This is a genomic window from Streptomyces sp. NBC_01264 (assembly GCF_026340675.1).
Taxonomy (GTDB): Bacteria; Actinomycetota; Actinomycetes; order Streptomycetales; family Streptomycetaceae; genus Streptomyces.
In genome coordinates this window covers 21506-36156 of record NZ_JAPEOX010000001.1, presented here as the reverse complement: position 1 = coordinate 36156, position 14651 = coordinate 21506, and the positions used below count along the sequence as shown (strand labels likewise).

At 67.2% G+C, this 14651-nt stretch carries 16 protein-coding genes and 3 pseudogenes; 12 read left to right on the top strand and 7 right to left on the bottom strand.

What is annotated here, in order from left to right; genetic code table 11:
* Positions 1-133 precede the first annotated feature (133 nt).
* A complete protein-coding gene (locus tag OG435_RS00205; RefSeq protein ID WP_266874701.1) occupies positions 134-310 on the top strand; it encodes a hypothetical protein in 177 nt (58 codons plus the stop codon).
* Positions 311-468: 158 nt separating this feature from the next.
* Complete coding sequence (locus tag OG435_RS00200) at positions 469-759, top strand: transposase (RefSeq protein WP_266874699.1); 291 nt, start codon at positions 469-471, stop codon at positions 757-759.
* Here the strand turns inward: OG435_RS00200 and OG435_RS50025 are convergent.
* Positions 741-856, bottom strand: a pseudogene (locus tag OG435_RS50025) (IS5/IS1182 family transposase); the annotation flags it as partial. The gene OG435_RS00200 and the pseudogene OG435_RS50025 sit on opposite strands and share 19 nt — an antisense overlap.
* Positions 857-1100: 244 nt before the next feature.
* Between OG435_RS50025 and OG435_RS00195 the strand changes: the two are divergent.
* From OG435_RS00195 to OG435_RS00175, 4 genes are all read left to right on the top strand, one after another.
* Positions 1101-1709, top strand: a complete 609-nt coding sequence (locus OG435_RS00195; RefSeq protein WP_266874698.1) for a hypothetical protein — start codon at positions 1101-1103, stop codon at positions 1707-1709.
* Positions 1710-2171: 462 nt separating this feature from the next.
* Positions 2172-2336: a hypothetical protein gene (locus tag OG435_RS00185; protein WP_266874697.1), complete on the top strand. Its 165-nt coding sequence runs from the start codon at positions 2172-2174 to the stop codon at positions 2334-2336.
* A 490-nt stretch (positions 2337-2826) separates the two neighbouring features.
* Positions 2827-3993, top strand: coding sequence for an ISAs1 family transposase (locus OG435_RS00180; protein ID WP_266874696.1), 1167 nt, complete (start codon positions 2827-2829; stop codon positions 3991-3993).
* A 143-nt stretch (positions 3994-4136) separates the two neighbouring features.
* Positions 4137-5441 carry an acyltransferase family protein gene (locus OG435_RS00175; RefSeq protein WP_266874695.1) on the top strand — a complete coding sequence of 435 codons (1305 nt, stop codon included), beginning with the start codon at positions 4137-4139 and terminating at the stop codon, positions 5439-5441.
* Between the two features lie 95 nt (positions 5442-5536).
* On the opposite strand, the gene OG435_RS00170 is transcribed toward OG435_RS00175, so the two are convergent.
* A complete protein-coding gene (locus OG435_RS00170; protein ID WP_266874694.1) occupies positions 5537-6217 on the bottom strand; it encodes a hypothetical protein in 681 nt (226 codons plus the stop codon).
* Between the two features lie 110 nt (positions 6218-6327).
* On the opposite strand from OG435_RS00170, the gene OG435_RS00165 reads away from it, so the two are divergent.
* Positions 6328-6825, top strand: a complete 498-nt coding sequence (locus tag OG435_RS00165; protein WP_266874693.1) for a hypothetical protein — start codon at positions 6328-6330, stop codon at positions 6823-6825.
* Between the two features lie 3 nt (positions 6826-6828).
* Here the strand turns inward: OG435_RS00165 and OG435_RS00160 are convergent, their stop codons facing one another.
* Positions 6829-7203 (bottom strand): hypothetical protein, encoded by a 375-nt coding sequence (locus OG435_RS00160; protein ID WP_266874692.1) that lies wholly within the window; start codon positions 7201-7203, stop codon positions 6829-6831.
* Positions 7204-7960: 757 nt separating this feature from the next.
* Positions 7961-8266, bottom strand: a pseudogene (locus OG435_RS00155) (DDE-type integrase/transposase/recombinase); the annotation flags it as partial.
* 69 nt (positions 8267-8335) lie between these two features.
* Between OG435_RS00155 and OG435_RS00150 the strand changes: the two are divergent.
* The 3 genes and pseudogenes from OG435_RS00150 (at position 8336) to OG435_RS00140 (ending at position 9937) form a co-directional block, all read left to right on the top strand.
* Positions 8336-9055, top strand: a complete 720-nt coding sequence (locus OG435_RS00150) for an IS6 family transposase (protein ID WP_266874691.1) — start codon at positions 8336-8338, stop codon at positions 9053-9055.
* Positions 9056-9133: 78 nt separating this feature from the next.
* Positions 9134-9536 (top strand): annotated as a pseudogene (locus OG435_RS00145) (IS5/IS1182 family transposase); the annotation flags it as partial.
* Complete coding sequence (locus OG435_RS00140; protein WP_266874690.1) at positions 9533-9937, top strand: hypothetical protein; 405 nt, start codon at positions 9533-9535, stop codon at positions 9935-9937. The pseudogene OG435_RS00145 and the gene OG435_RS00140, both read left to right, overlap by 4 nt.
* A 187-nt stretch (positions 9938-10124) precedes the next feature.
* Here OG435_RS00140 and OG435_RS00135 read toward each other — a convergent pair whose 3' ends face one another.
* From OG435_RS00135 to OG435_RS00125, 3 genes are all read right to left on the bottom strand, one after another.
* Positions 10125-11210 carry a hypothetical protein gene (locus tag OG435_RS00135; RefSeq protein WP_266874689.1) on the bottom strand — a complete coding sequence of 362 codons (1086 nt, stop codon included), beginning with the start codon at positions 11208-11210 and terminating at the stop codon, positions 10125-10127.
* A 221-nt stretch (positions 11211-11431) separates the two neighbouring features.
* Entirely contained in the window at positions 11432-12349 is a 918-nt protein-coding gene (locus OG435_RS00130) for an IS3 family transposase (RefSeq protein ID WP_266874687.1), read from the bottom strand.
* Positions 12346-12654: a transposase gene (locus OG435_RS00125; RefSeq protein WP_266874686.1), complete on the bottom strand. Its 309-nt coding sequence runs from the start codon at positions 12652-12654 to the stop codon at positions 12346-12348. The genes OG435_RS00130 and OG435_RS00125 overlap by 4 nt, the downstream gene beginning before the upstream one ends.
* A gap of 657 nt (positions 12655-13311) precedes the next feature.
* Here OG435_RS00125 and OG435_RS00120 point away from each other — a divergent pair.
* Both OG435_RS00120 and OG435_RS00115 read left to right on the top strand, forming a co-directional pair.
* Positions 13312-13620, top strand: coding sequence for a transposase (locus tag OG435_RS00120; RefSeq protein WP_266874686.1), 309 nt, complete (start codon positions 13312-13314; stop codon positions 13618-13620).
* On the top strand, positions 13617-14534 hold the full coding sequence (locus OG435_RS00115) for an IS3 family transposase (protein ID WP_266874687.1): 918 nt from the start codon (positions 13617-13619) through the stop codon (positions 14532-14534). The genes OG435_RS00120 and OG435_RS00115 overlap by 4 nt, the downstream gene beginning before the upstream one ends.
* The last annotated feature ends 117 nt before the right edge of the window (positions 14535-14651 follow it).

Sequence of the window (14651 nt, the reverse complement as noted above, 5' to 3'; positions counted from 1 at the left end):
TGCATCGCAGCGTGCGGCAAACGGATGGGTTCGCGGTGCCCGTTTCTGGTTGGGACAATGCTGCCCGTGGCAGAGCCGGCCTTTCGGTATCACCCCGATCCGCTGGCCTCCGAGTCCGCGGTGCGCACCGACCATGTCGTCGCTTGTTCTCGCGGCGGCGCAGGCAGCCGGCCCCTGTCCGGTGGGGCAGGAGTCCGCCTGGCTAGCGCGCGTGCGGGCGCTGTCCGTCGATCTGTTCGTGCTGAGTGATGTCGTGGCCCGGGACGTCCAGCGGCTGTCCGCCGCGACCCGGTTCCCGCGACCCTGCTGAGGGTCACGGTGGAGGACTCGAGCACGCGCGGCGGGCTGCTGCTCCGCAACGTCTCGGGCGAGCTCGAGCCGGCCATCCGTACGGACTGGTGTGAAGCTTCCCCTTGGTCTTGGACACCTGGAGACTGGGACGTGAGAGCCCAGAGGAAGTAGTGCCAGGTGGGAAGTAAGTACAGGAAGCGGTACTCGGCGGAGTACCGGCGGGACGCGATCGCGCTCGTCCGTTCTTCGGGCAGGACGGTGACGGAGGTCGCCCGGGAGCTCGGGGTCAGCCCGGAGAGTCTGCGCAACTGGGTCCGCCGCGATCAGGCCGACCGTGGTGAGGGCGCTCCAGGCGAGCTGACCAGTGCCGAACGCGATGAATTGAAGCGCCTGCGCAGGCAGAACCGGGAGCAGCAGCAGACGATCGAGATCTTGAAAAAGCGACCGTTCTGCCCTGATGGCCGCTGACGGATGGGTGCTTGGTCTTCCATCCAGTGGTTACCGGCTCGATCAGAGCCCAGCGTTCATCGGACAAGTCGCTCTTGTAGGACCTGCGTTCGCTCACCCCGCTACTCCAACACGGACAGACCCGCCGACCGGCCAGGAGCTCCTGCAGCCACACGATCAGGCGACACCGAAACGAACATCCGCTCACGTACCACCCTCTGAAAGCCGGAGGCGCCGCTGAGATCCCCGTAACCACTTCGTGAAAACTCGCCTGCGATGCGGACTGGCTGCGGCATCGTCGTGGTGAGGCGGCTCCGCATCGTGGGTTGCCTGAACACGGGGGCAGGGGAGAGGGCGGGGTCGTGGTGAGTAGGCGCGAGACGTGGACGACTGAGGAGTTCGGCACCTCCCACACCGGCGCGGTCGAGGCTGTCCTGGGTGACGGAACCGTTCCTGCCCCGGTGTATTTCGACAGCGGCTCCGGCGGGGGAGGGGACCCGGTCTCCCAGTGGAGCGTCTACGACGGCCGCTGGCCCCACGTACCGCGGGCTGCCGCGGTGCGCGCGGTGTGTTCCTGTGGCTGGGCCGGTCCCGAACACCGCCTGGACTGGGAGGCGATCGGTGACCAGGACTTGGCCGAGGCCGGGGACGAGCAGGCGGATGCCTGCGACCGGGACTGGTACGCGCACACCGACCAGGTCGAAGCGACCACCATCCCCCTGCCCGAGACCGTCACCATGCTGCTGGCCCGGTTGGAGGAGGAGATCGACAAGCTGACCAAGACCTCCCCGGTCGCGGCGGTACGTGCAGCCCGCCGGCTGGAGGTCACAGCGGAGCGGGTCGGCTACTGGGCCGCCCGCGGTACCGCCAACGACCTCGACACGAAGCAGGCCGCCGCCCAACTCGGCCTCAACGAGGATGCCGCCCGCAAGCTGCTGGCACGCCTCGGACGCTGGAGCCCCTACCGCTGACCACGCTGATCCCGGCGAAGGGGGCGGCCCGTCCGGACCGACGTGCGAAGGAAGACCCGGACGAGCTCCACCAACCAGCCTCCCAGGACAGCGCGCCCGTACGTGTCGGCCACGCAGGTCCGGGAAGCGGGTCCCGTCCCGCGGCCTACAGGGCGCTCTCGTAGACGACGGTGGTGGTGGGGCAGTCCTCGGCGAGTCCGAGGAGCGCCTGGACCTCAGCCTCGTCGGCCGCGAGGTCCCAGCGCAGCTTGGTTCCGACCCAGCTCGCGGCGTACGAGCAGTGATACGAGCCATCCGACGGTAGTCACTCCGCCGGGTCCTTGTCGGACTTGGATCGGTTGGAGGCGGCGGACACCGCGATCAGCGTGTCGGGGGTCGCTTGGTTGTTGGCGTACGCCTCTGCGCCGGATGGTCGACTCGCGACGGCCCCGCCCGGCCGCCCCGCCTACGGCGGTGGTCGGCTTGCTCTTGGGGGTCTGTCTGCTGGTGTTCGCCGGGCTCGTCCCGTCCGGCCCCGCTCTCGGCAGTCTCCTGTCCTGGGCGGGAGTCCTGTCCTGCATCGTCTCCTGCGCCGCCATCGTCTTCTCGTTCTTGGCGCGGGGGGCGTTCGGCGAGCGGCGGCGATAGCGCCGGAGCAGGTCGTCTCGGCGGCGCCCCCGCTGCGGATGCAGACGAAAACCGGCCGTCCCGGACCGGTGCGCAGCAGGGACTGCAAGACCGCGTGCGGGCCGGTGGACGGGGCTTTTCTGGGGGCGTGGCCCACGGCTGCCACACGGTGGGCCGCGTGCCGCCCTCCGGGCCCTGGCGGGCCCTGCGGGTGAATTGCCGGGCGCCCTTCGGGCGCGTTCACCGGCAATTCAGTCCGCTTCGCGGACCGCCCTGCCCCGTTCCGGGGCAGGGTTTTTGGCCCTGCGCCTTCGGCGCGCACCGGGCCAAAAAGCACGCGGCCCACCGTGCGGCCTCCTGGGACACGCCCCCAGGGCTAATTCATAGCCCTGGCCGTTGGGAGAAGCTGCAGGTCACGGGGGTGTGACGAACCTTCGCTGTGGCAGTCCCGGACGTAACGAGGCTCCGATGATCAAGGTGACCTTCACGTCGCGTGACCACCGGAGCCTCGATGTGTCGCCAGTCTGCCACCGTCTGTCTGATCAAGTCGCCCTCGCGTGAATACCGTGAGCTTCCCGAGGTGGCGGCCCGACTGGCCGTCGTGCCCGATCCGCGTGAGCGGCGGGGACGGCGTCATACCCTGGCCTCGGTGTTTCTGACAGCCGCGTGCGCGGTCCTGGCCGGTGCCCGTTCCTATCTGGCGATCGGGCAGTGGGCCCGTCACGCGCCGCAGGACACGCTTTCCGGCCTGGGGTTTCACGCGCGCGGGCCCCTCGGGTTACGGCGGGCGGCGTCGGGTTCGACCGTGCGGCGGGTGTTGGTTCAGGTGTGTCCCGGCGGGCTCGCCGACCTTCTCGGTCACGGCCTGGCCGGCACGGAATCGGTGGCGGTGGACGGCAAAAGTGCCCGCGGCTCGCGCACCGACACCACCCCGGCCGCGCACCTCCTGTCCGCGGTCACGGCTGCCGGCCGCACCGTCAGCCAGCTCCGGGTGCCGGACAGGACGAACGAGATCACCGGCTTCACCGCGCTGCTCGCGCCGTTCGACCTGACCGGCACAGTAGTGACCGCCGACGCGCTGCACACCCAGCGCGAGCACGCGAAATGGCTGGTGGAGGAGAAGAACGCCCACTACCTGATGGTCGTCAAGGGCAACCAGCCCAAACTCCACGCTGCCGTCAGAGCTCTGCCGTGGAAGGAAGTCACCGCTCGCCGCTACGACCGCCAGGCCGGGCACGGCCGGCGCGAGACCCGCTCGGTCCGCACGCTCACCGTTACCGGCCTCGGCCTGGACTTGCCCCACGTCGTCCAGGCAGCAAAGATCCTGCGGCACCGCACAGACCTCAAGACCGGCAAGGTCACCCGACAGACCGTCCACGCCATCACCGACATGACCTCGTCCGAGGCATCACCGCAGCTCATCAGCCGTATCGCCAGGGCTCAGTGGGGCATCGAGGCCGTCCACCACGTCCGGGACACCACATTCGCGGAGGACGCCTCCAGGATCCGGACCGGACACGGCCCCGCCAACATGGCCACGCTACGAAACTTCGCGATCAACATCCTCCGGGACGCCGGCCACCACAACATCGCCGCCGGACTCCGAGAGGTCTCCTACAAGCCCTTCACCCGCCCACTCGACCTCCTCGGACTGCCCCTGACCTGCGATGCAGCATGATCCACCCGACTATGAATAGCCCTGATCCCACAGAGCAGTCGACGTGTGCATCCCCCCGCCGATGGGCCGGTCGGCGGAGACGACCGCGCAACCCCGCTCCCTATGGTCGGTTGCGTATCCATCGAATCCCAGGGAGTCGAGAAATGCCGACGAAGAGGCGCAGCCATGCTCGCAAAAGGTCGGATCCAGCGGTTCTGCCCTCTCGCCTCGACTCGCTGACGGGACTCAGGTTCTTTGCAGCGTTCGGCGTCTTCATGCACCACTTCACAGGAATCGGCAACAAGACGGGTCATGGAACAGCACCGCTGATCTTTCCCTATTCCCAAATGGGCGGCCAGGGTGTCACGTTCTTCTTCGTCCTCTCCGGATTCCTTCTCACTTGGGTGCACAAGCCACAGGAACGGGCAGGTGCGTTCTACTGGCGTCGGATCGCTCGTATCTGGCCGGCCTCGCTCGTAGCAGCCGTTCCGGCCTTCTTTGTTTTCTATCGAATGGCGGGAGTGCGGGTCGACTGGGGCAGCTTCATCGCGTCGCTCTTCCTGGTACAAACGTGGCTTCCGCATGCCCAGCCCTCACTGCCCGGCAACCCCGTGACTTGGACGCTCAGTGTCGAGGTCCTTTTCTACGCCCTTTTCCCCTTCGTTGCGCGGCGCATCGTGAAGGTGAGCACCCGCACCCTCACGGTGCTCACCGCTGCGGGTCTGGTTGCCATGATCGTTGCTGATCATGTGGGCAACGCCAACTATCGTGCGCCCTGGTCTTTCTGGGTGAACCAGACTCCGGTTTTCCATCTGCCGGAGTTCCTGGTGGGCATCACTCTGGCGCTGGCGGTGAAGCGCGGCTGGAGAATGCGGCTGCACCCGGCCGTGCCCGTACTGGGCCTCTGCGCCTACACCTACGCCTACTTCCAGCTCCAGGCCGGCTTGCCCGCATACTGGGGTCAGCAGTTGAGTTACACGGAGCGCCCGACGATTGCCGTGCTGTCAGCGCTGATCATGCTCGCCTTCACCCAGAGGGAGATCAAGGGGCAGCGTGGACTGCTGACGAGTCGCGTCCTGGTGAATCTCGGCATTTGGTCCTACTGCTTCTACCTCATACATCACGCCGTAATCCGCTGGTCCACTTATGAATACGGGCGCCTTTCCGACAATAATGACGCTCTCTTCGGCCTCCTGGGGATGGCCTTGGTTGTGACTGGTCTTTCCTGGGTTCTCTATCGCTTTGTGGAAGAACCGGCGAACCGCTGGCTCATGCACCACATGCCCGCATCGTTGCGCCGGCCGATTCGTTCCCCCGGCGGAACCGACCGCCTCCCTGGCGTGGCGGAACCGCGCCGTGAACCGCGCGCGCCGGTACCGCTCGGCTACGCCGACGGCCTAACCCGCGCGGCATCGGGCGAAGCGGAGATCCGGATGGGCGCGCCGAAATCCAGCCCCTCCCGCGTTTGAGGAGCGGGGGTCCAGGGGCCGGCCCCCGGGAACGGCGCGGCGCCGGTCAGGACGCCGACGCCGTCCGGCGGGCATTGTGGCGGGCCAGGGCTAATTCATAGTCCTGGCCGTTGGGAGAAGCGGCAGGTCACGGGGGTGTGACGAACCTTCGCTGTGGCAGTCCCGGACGTAACGAGGCTCCGATGATCAAGGTGACCTTCACGTCGCCTGACCACCGGAGAGTCCAGCGGCGCCACCCACGCATGCCGGGACTTCGACCAGGCCCCGTTCGAGTTCTCCCGCCTCCGAACGTGCAGGTGCGCACCCGGGTACTCGCAGCTCAGCGCCCACGAGTCCGGCAGCAGATGAACGTCGCTGCGGCGCAGCCCGGCCGCCTGACCGCGCCGAAGCCCCACCCGTCCGAGCAGCAGAACGACCAAGCGGTCCCGTGCACTGCGGCAGACGGTGAACATCGCCACGAGTTCGGTGTCGGCTGCACGGTCGACGTCGGCGGCTGGCTCCCTCAGCCGGTGCACGGCACGCAGCCGGTAGAACAGGCCCCCGTCCTCACCCGTTGCCGCCGCCGGCAGATCCCGGCTGTCCGCGAGCTCGTAGATCTGCCCCAGCACCCCGCGCGGCGCCTCGCCCGAGGACACCGCGTACGACAGCAGCCCCCGCACCGCGACGAGCACCCGGTTGATCCGCCGCTCGCACCGCACCGGCTCCGCCCCCGGGCCCGTCCGCACCACCGCGGCGACTCCGTCCCGGGGCGCCGGCGTGTACTTCAACCAGACCATGAACAGGCCCAGATGTCCTGTGCCATCGAAGTTTGAGTGATGGCGGATGCCGGATCACACGGCGCTCGACCGGCTGTCGCTCGGGAAGCTCGGCAGCGATGATCAGGGCTATGACAATGAGCCGAGGTGTCATTGACGACGTGCCCCTCTCCACGATCTTCCCGCAGGCTTCCGCTGTTGATCTGGAAGCGGTGCAGCAGGCCGCCCGAGCGGTGGATGCTGCGCGTACATGGGACGAGCGGCCCGAGTGGGAGTGGGCACTCGCCCATGCGGTCTTTCCCGGCGCGAGTCCGGGCACTCCCGTTGTCTTCGGCGTGGATGTGGTCGCGTATTCGGGCGGGGGTGACCAGCCGGAGTTCTTGCTCCAGATGTTGTGGACAGAGGACGGGCGGCTGGTGGTCAGTGCAGCGGTGAGCGTGGCCTGCTGGTGCGAGACCGATCACGCAACTCACGATGTCGATGCCATTGAGCTTGCCGTCGGCACGGGTACTTCGATTGGCCAAGCGTTCGAAGTCGGCGCCGAGCGATTGGTTGGCTGGCTGGCGGACCCGCGTGATGCGGACTACTGGCGTGATCGAGCGGCGCTGCCGCCCCGTTGGGAACGCTAGAGATCAGGCGATGAGGCGCCCATCCTGTGGGTCGAAGCAGGTGAGACCGAGAGATTTCGCAACGTCAGTGGCGAACGGCACGGCTTCCCTGTATTTGCTGAAGACCATGCCGAAGTAGAGCATCGGGCCGCTGGCATTGTTGACCAAGGGGCCGTCGGACCAAGGGCTGGCTTTCTCGTCCTCATCGTCGTCATCGGGGCTCAGGTCGGGCCAGCGTGCCACCAGTGCCTCGACGTACTGCCTGATCAAGGGGGTAGGCGCAGCTTTCTGGCCTCCCATGTGCCTCATGTGTTTCCGGTAGAGGTCCTCGAAGGTTGTCGTCGCCATCGTGTCGTCGGCGGGGCGTGCGCCTTCCCAAACAGCCAAGTCGTAGCTCATGACCGCATTCTGCTTGGGGCGACTGACAGCCACTTCGGCGGTTCACTCCTCCGGCGCGAGCCGCCCCTCACCAGTACCCCGCGCTCATCAAACCTCGGTGGCACGAACCTACTAATGATCAATGGCTTGGGTCACTCTGCTTCCTTTTGAGCGACGCCGCATGATGCCGGTCGAGCCGGTAGAGGTAGGTTGACCACCAGGTCGCTGGAGGCCGTGGGGAGGAGCTCGCTGTGACAGAGATCGAGGTCCCAGGGCCTGAGCCCCACTGGCAGCCGGCCACACAGCCGCCGTACTACACCGGGAAGAATCCCGCCTCCCAGTACAGCGTCTGGGAGCACTCCGCTCCGCTGTTCCAGATGATCGGAGTGCTGGCGCTGCCGGTGCAGCCCATAGCTCAGCGGCTACGTCTGCACGTGGAGCGGTCGTGGGACGGGCTGGACGAGCTCGATGTCGTTCTGTTCCGGCTGGAAGGTTTCAGCTTCGCGATCAGCAAGCACGATGGCAATACGCTGGGCGTTTCGTATGTCTGGCTCACTCAGCCGCACGAGCAAGCAGACAAGGCCCTAGACACCCTTCTGGACGTCGTCGGGATCGGGGAGGACTCCGTCACGTTCCGCGGAGACGCTCACGATTTCCGAGCAGAGCGGATCGCTACACACGAGACCGGCTCACCTGACGAAGTTCCCAGCGGCACCTTGCCGATCTCTCTGTGGGCACGGCTCCGCAGTGCCGTCGGCATGACGTCAGCCACTTCGTATCAGGCTGTGGCGGGCATGCCGGTGGTGCCGGTGATCTGGTTCCAGACGGCGAAGCGGATGGTCATCTCGAAGCGGTGGCGTCTGGCGGTCATGAGGTGGCGGTGGGGGCGGAAGTGGAGTGAGATCCCGGTGAACGCGGAGAGGAAGCGTTGCGCCCCGCCGACGCTGCGGAAGCCCTTCATCGCTCGTTCACGCTGACGGGTGGGCTGGTGGGAGTTCTCCGCCCGGTTGTTCAAGCCCTTGTGCGAACGGTGCTCGACCGAGGGCATCACCTCACGGTGCGCGGCCCCGTAGGAGCGCAGCTGGCTCTGTCACGTTGTCGGGGCAGGGTGAGATGATCTTCGGGTTGTCCGTCTGGTGAGGGGCTGGGGTTCGTGTCGTCTGTGGTGCCGTCGTACAAGAACCACCGGTACCCGGTCGAGATCATCGCGCACTGTGTGTGGCTGTACTTCCGCTTCCCGCTCTCCTTCCGTGAGGTGGAGGAGATGATGCTCGAGCGGGGCGTGATCGTCTTTTACGAGACCGTCCGCCGCTGGTGTCTGAAGTTCGGTCAGGCCTACGCCAACGCTCTGCGCCGGCGCCGCCCGCAGCCCGGCGACAAGTGGCACCTCGACGAGGTCTTCATCAAGATCAACGGGGCGTGGAAGTACTTGTGGCGGGCCGTCGACCAGAACGGGAACGTCCTGGACATCCTGGTCCAGAACCGTCGTGACAAGGCTGCGGCCAGGCGTTTCTTCCGCCGGCTCCTGACCACGACCAGGCGGGTGCCCCGGGTGGTCGTCACCGACAAGCTGCGCTCCTACGGGGCCGCGCACCGTGAGGTGATGCCCTCGGTCGAGCACCGTTCGCACAAGGGCTTGAACAACCGGGCGGAGAACTCCCACCAGCCCACCCGTCAGCGTGAACGAGCGATGAAGGGCTTCCGCAGCGTCGGCGGGGCGCAACGCTTCCTCTCCGCGTTCACCGGGATCTCACCCGACTTCCGCCCCCACCGCCACCTCATGACCGCCAGACGCCACCGCTTCGAGATGACCATCCGCTTCGCCGTCTGGAACCAGATCACCGGCACCACCGGCATGCCCGCCACAGCCTGAGCAGCGGGCCGCCGACGGCCCCCGCATGGCCTGACGCGCAATCAAACGATCACACCACCAACAACGTGACAGCACCGGGTCATCGCCGTCATCGTGCTGGCCGCGAGCGCGCACGACAACGCCGCGGGCATCTCCCTGCTGGACCGGGTCGCCGAGAACGCCGGCGGCACCGTCCGCAAAGCTCTGGTCGACCAGGGATTCAAGAACCAGGTCGTCGCGCATGGAGCCGGCCTGGACATCGACGTCGAGATCGTCGTACGCAACCCGCAGGAGACGGGGTTCGTCCCGCAGCCGAAGCGGTGGAGGGTCGAGCAGACCTACGGAATCCTGATACTGCACCGGCGCCTGGTCCGCGACTACGAACACCGCCCCGCCTCCTCCGCCTCCCGCGTCTACTGGGCCATGACCCACACCATGGCCCGCCGTCTCACCGGCGCGAACACCCCCCACCTGGCGCGAACCGCACGCGGTGACCGCGTGAACGTCCAGCCCCTGCTCGATGCGCTCGGCATCCAGGAGAACGCCGCCCGGGCCCTGGCCGACGGCCTCCGCGCCCAGATCAACGAACTGCAGGCCCGGCTGCGAGAGGCCGAGACCCACCTCGAACACCTCGCGATCACCCGGAAGACCATCACCGCCCTCGCCGACCGGATCCCCGCCCGAGCCGACTCGACCGAGCTGCCCGAGCATCCGGACTACCCCCGCATCCTCGCCGTCTTCAACGAGGCCACGGGACCCGTCCGAGCCCGCGACGTCTGCCAGGCCCTCGACCACGAACTGCTTCCGAAGAACATCGAGGGCACTCGCGCCAAACTGAAACGCCTGGTCAAGCTCGGTGTCCTCACCGAGGTCGACGCCGGCAGTTTCACCAGGAAGCAGTAGCCGCCGAGCACCGAGACCAGCAGCCCCTGCCCGAGCCTCAACCGGAATGGACATCCAGTCACGAACCGTCCTCTCACACCGCCCCCGGCCCGGCCAAACCCCACGGTCCCGGAACTTGCAAGCCGCCCTGTCATCCCGGTGGTCCGGGAACGGGCAGGCCGGCGGTCTGCCCGTTCCGGAGTGCGGCTCAGAGGGTGTTGTAGGCGATGATCGCTCGGGCCAGGTCGCCCGGCCGGAGACCGTCGGGGGCGCCGGTAACGTCGTCTGCAGCGACGATGTTGAGGTGCTGCCTGAGCCCTGGGGCCTTCCAGGGGCCGGTCAGCCGCTGGTACAGGAGCCCGTTGAACGAGGCGGCGCGCTCCAGCAGGAACGCGCGGGTGATGCCGGAGGGGCCGTGGGGGCCCGCTGGCGCGTAGCGGATCGGAATCATGCGCCAGCAGGCATTGGAGCTGGTGACGGGGGTGATGTTGCGCAGGTAGTCAGCAGGGCAGGACCAGCACTGCCCGCGCCAGGGAAAGGAATCCATGCGGGGGTCCCAGAAGGTCCCCGGGGGACAGTTCCATGCCCAGGTCTCGTTGCGCACGTACGTCGCGGCGGTGCTCACCGCCCGGCTGGGCAGCCAGCACGCGTTGCCTTCGGTGACGGGCGTGATGTTGCGTATGTACCCGGCTGGACACGACCAGCACTCTCCGCCGTTGCGGGGGTCGTAGAATGTGCCGGACGCGCAGGTCATGGAGTCGGGGAGCGCCGTGAAGCTCTGCTGCAGACCGGCCAGGCCGAGGAGAGTGTCCGGTTGGATGATCCCGGCCATGACGAAGAACTTCCCCGCTTCGGCTCCGGGGTCCGCTGCCAGTGCCGCCTGGTCGCGTGCGATGGTCTCGTCGAACAGTGCCCTGGGGCTGGCGAAGTCCCTGAGGTAGTTGCCGGCCGGCGGGCTGTCCGCAGGATAGCTGCCCCGGTCGGACGAGACGGCCGGAGCACTCCAGACCCAGTTCCGCCCGGCGAGCCCCGAGCCGTCGACGAGGATCACGTTCTTGCCCGCGGCCAGGAGGCTGCCGTAGGTGGATGAAGGGGAGAACTGTGGCTGAGGTGCGAGCCTCGCCGTACCGACGACGCCGGCCAGACGCTCGTACGCGTCTGCGGTGGCCGCTGACAGTTCCCCGGCGGGAGCGGTGACGGACAGGCTGACGATGACTACTTCCGAAGGGTGCCCGGTGATCCATCGCGCGATCTGCTCGGCGTCACCATTCGGCTCGAAGAACGGGGTGCCCAAGGGAGAGCCGTGGTACGTGAACCATCGGCCATCCTGCTTGCACAGGCGAAGGTCCAGGTAGCGGGATCCGCCTGAGAGCTGCTCGGCAACCGGTACGCGCTGGGTCCTCGCGACGCTCGCCGCCAACTGCGGGAAGCTCGTGGCCAGGTCGTAGATGTAGCCGGTACGGCACTGCCCCGATCGTGCGGTGTGAGGTTCCCCCGTTGTTCGGGAGTTGCTGATTAGCTGGTCAGGAGGGGTTGACGGGTGTTCAGGTTCGCTGGTTCGGCCGTCGCCTGGTTGGCGTAGTGCTTCTCTTCGTACTCGATCGGGCTGAGGAAGCCGAGCCGTTCCTGGATGCGACGGGAGTTGTAGAAGCCATCGATGTACTCGAAGAGCGCGAGGTTCGCCTCAGCCCGGGTGGTGAAGGTCCGGCCACGGAGGCCCTCGGTTTTGATGAGCATCCAGAGGTTCTCCGCGAGAGCGTTATCGTATGAGTCGCCGATCGAGCCCATGGACGCTTCAACTCCAGCTCTCATTAGCCGGGTTGTGAGCTTGATAGACGTGTATTGACAGCCGTGGTCCGCGTGATGAATCAGCTGGCCGGGCTCGACCTCGCGGGACGCGAGGGCGTACTCCAGGGTGGTCAGCACCAGGTCGGCGTCCGCGCGGGCGGAAGTCTCCCAGGCGACCACCCGGCGGGAGAAGGCGTCGCGGATCGCCGAGAGCCACAGAGGCCCCTCACCGGTGGAGATCATGGTGAGGTCGGTGACCCACAACCGGTTCGGAGCCGGTGCGGTGAAGTCCCTGTTGACCAGGTCCGGGGCCAGGGTGGCCTTCGGGTCCCGGCGCGTGAAGCCCTTGCGCCGTGGGCTGACCCCCGCGATGTCGGCCTCGCGCATCAGGCGCTCGACCCGCTTGCGGCCCACGTGGACACCCTCACGCTTGAGGACGGCGTGTACCCGCGGCGAGCCGTAGTTGCCGCCGGAATCCGCGTGGATCTCTTTGATCCGCTCGGTCAGCTCGACGTCACGGCGCCTTCGCTCGCACGGCTCGGCCTCTGCACGGCGCCAGCGGTAGTAGGTGGAGGAGGGGATGTGCAGTTCCCGAAGTACGCACTCGACTCCCAGGCACGGGTGCTCGTCAACGAGCGCCGTCACCTGGGCCGGGTCGGGTCGAGTTGCGCCGCGAAAAACGCCGAGGCCGTCCGCAGTACGTCGTTGGCCCGCTTGAGCTGGACATTCTCCTTGCGCAGGGCCGCGAGCTCGGCGCGTTCGTCGGTGGTGAGCCGGTCATCGCGTTCGCCGGCATCCGCCTCCGCCTGGCGGATCCACCCGCGCAGGGCCTCGGGATGCACGCCGAAGTCGACAGCCAGCTTCTTGATCTGGGGCTTCGGCTCCGCGGTGCGATACATCCGTACCGCACGCTCACGCAACTCGAGCGAGTATTTCCGGGGTGCAGCCATGGCCACTGGTCCTCTCATGAGTCCCATCTGACCCGATGTCAACACTCTCCGCATCCCGGGGGAACCTCAGTGATGCTCCAGGAACCGGCGTCGTGACTGCCGGGAATGGCGATCCGGTTGAGTGGAGTGCCGGTGAGCCGCGGAGCCAGATCCGCCATCCATGAGTCGAGGCGCACCTCACTGGGCGCCGGCCGGCCGTTGGCGTGGACCGGTCCGGCTGTGGGCATCCAGGCCATGGCTAGCGTGGCCACCAGGACGAGGAGGCGGGATAACGCGGTTCCTCTCCGGGGCAGGGCGTGTCTGAGCAGTGTGGACACAGGTCACTCCTCCGGGTGCATGGACGGCGTCCTGCTCGGGCGCGGTCTCAGGTGTCGGGCGTCTGGGGCCAGAGTGCCAGCGTTGGATATAGCGTGGGCATGCCAGGATGATGGTTGATCGAAAGGTGTCTCATTCCCTCCTGCCACCGCAAAACCGCCTTGTCGGCAGCGTGGCCGACCGATACTGCGTCGAGCTGGGCCTGGCCTCGGGCCAGTCCGCCGGTTTCGTCGACGGCTGGCGTCCAGAGCCCCGTGCGTGAGGGTGGTGTCCTGAGGTTCCCCCGGGATGCGGAGAGTGTTGACATCGGGTCAGATGGGACTCATGAGAGGACCAGTGGCCATGGCTGCACCCCGGAAATACTCGCTCGAGTTGCGTGAGCGTGCGGTACGGATGTATCGCACCGCGGAGCCGAAGCCCCAGATCAAGAAGCTGGCTGTCGACTTCGGCGTGCATCCCGAGGCCCTGCGCGGGTGGATCCGCCAGGCGGAGGCGGATGCCGGCGAACGCGATGACCGGCTCACCACCGACGAACGCGCCGAGCTCGCGGCCCTGCGCAAGGAGAATGTCCAGCTCAAGCGGGCCAACGACGTACTGCGGACGGCCTCGGCGTTTTTCGCGGCGCAACTCGACCCGACCCGGCCCAGGTGACGGCGCTCGTTGACGAGCACCCGTGCCTGGGAGTCGAGTGCGTACTTCGGGAACTGCACATCCCCTCCTCCACCTACTACCGCTGGCGCCGTGCAGAGGCCGAGCCGTGCGAGCGAAGGCGCCGTGACGTCGAGCTGACCGAGCGGATCAAAGAGATCCACGCGGATTCCGGCGGCAACTACGGCTCGCCGCGGGTACACGCCGTCCTCAAGCGTGAGGGTGTCCACGTGGGCCGCAAGCGGGTCGAGCGCCTGATGCGCGAGGCCGACATCGCGGGGGTCAGCCCACGGCGCAAGGGCTTCACGCGCCGGGACCCGAAGGCCACCCTGGCCCCGGACCTGGTCAACAGGGACTTCACCGCACCGGCTCCGAACCGGTTGTGGGTCACCGACCTCACCATGATCTCCACCGGTGAGGGGCCTCTGTGGCTCTCGGCGATCCGCGACGCCTTCTCCCGCCGGGTGGTCGCCTGGGAGACTTCCGCCCGCGCGGACGCCGACCTGGTGCTGACCACCCTGGAGTACGCCCTCGCGTCCCGCGAGGTCGAGCCCGGCCAGCTGATTCATCACGCGGACCACGGCTGTCAATACACGTCTATCAAGCTCACAACCCGGCTAATGAGAGCTGGAGTTGAAGCGTCCATGGGCTCGATCGGCGACTCATACGATAACGCTCTCGCGGAGAACCTCTGGATGCTCATCAAAACCGAGGGCCTCCGTGGCCGGACCTTCACCACCCGGGCTGAGGCGAACCTCGCGCTCTTCGAGTACATCGATGGCTTCTACAACTCCCGTCGCATCCAGGAACGGCTCGGCTTCCTCAGCCCGATCGAGTACGAAGAGAAGCACTACGCCAACCAGGCGACGGCCGAACCAGCGAACCTGAACACCCGTCAACCCCTCCTGACCAGCTAATCAGCAACTCCCGAACAACGGGGGAACCTCATCCGCGGCGCGAAGTGACCGTCTGCACTTCGGTACGGGGCAGCATGCCCCGGGCGGCGGCGGGCACAGGTGCCGCCGTAGGTCTCG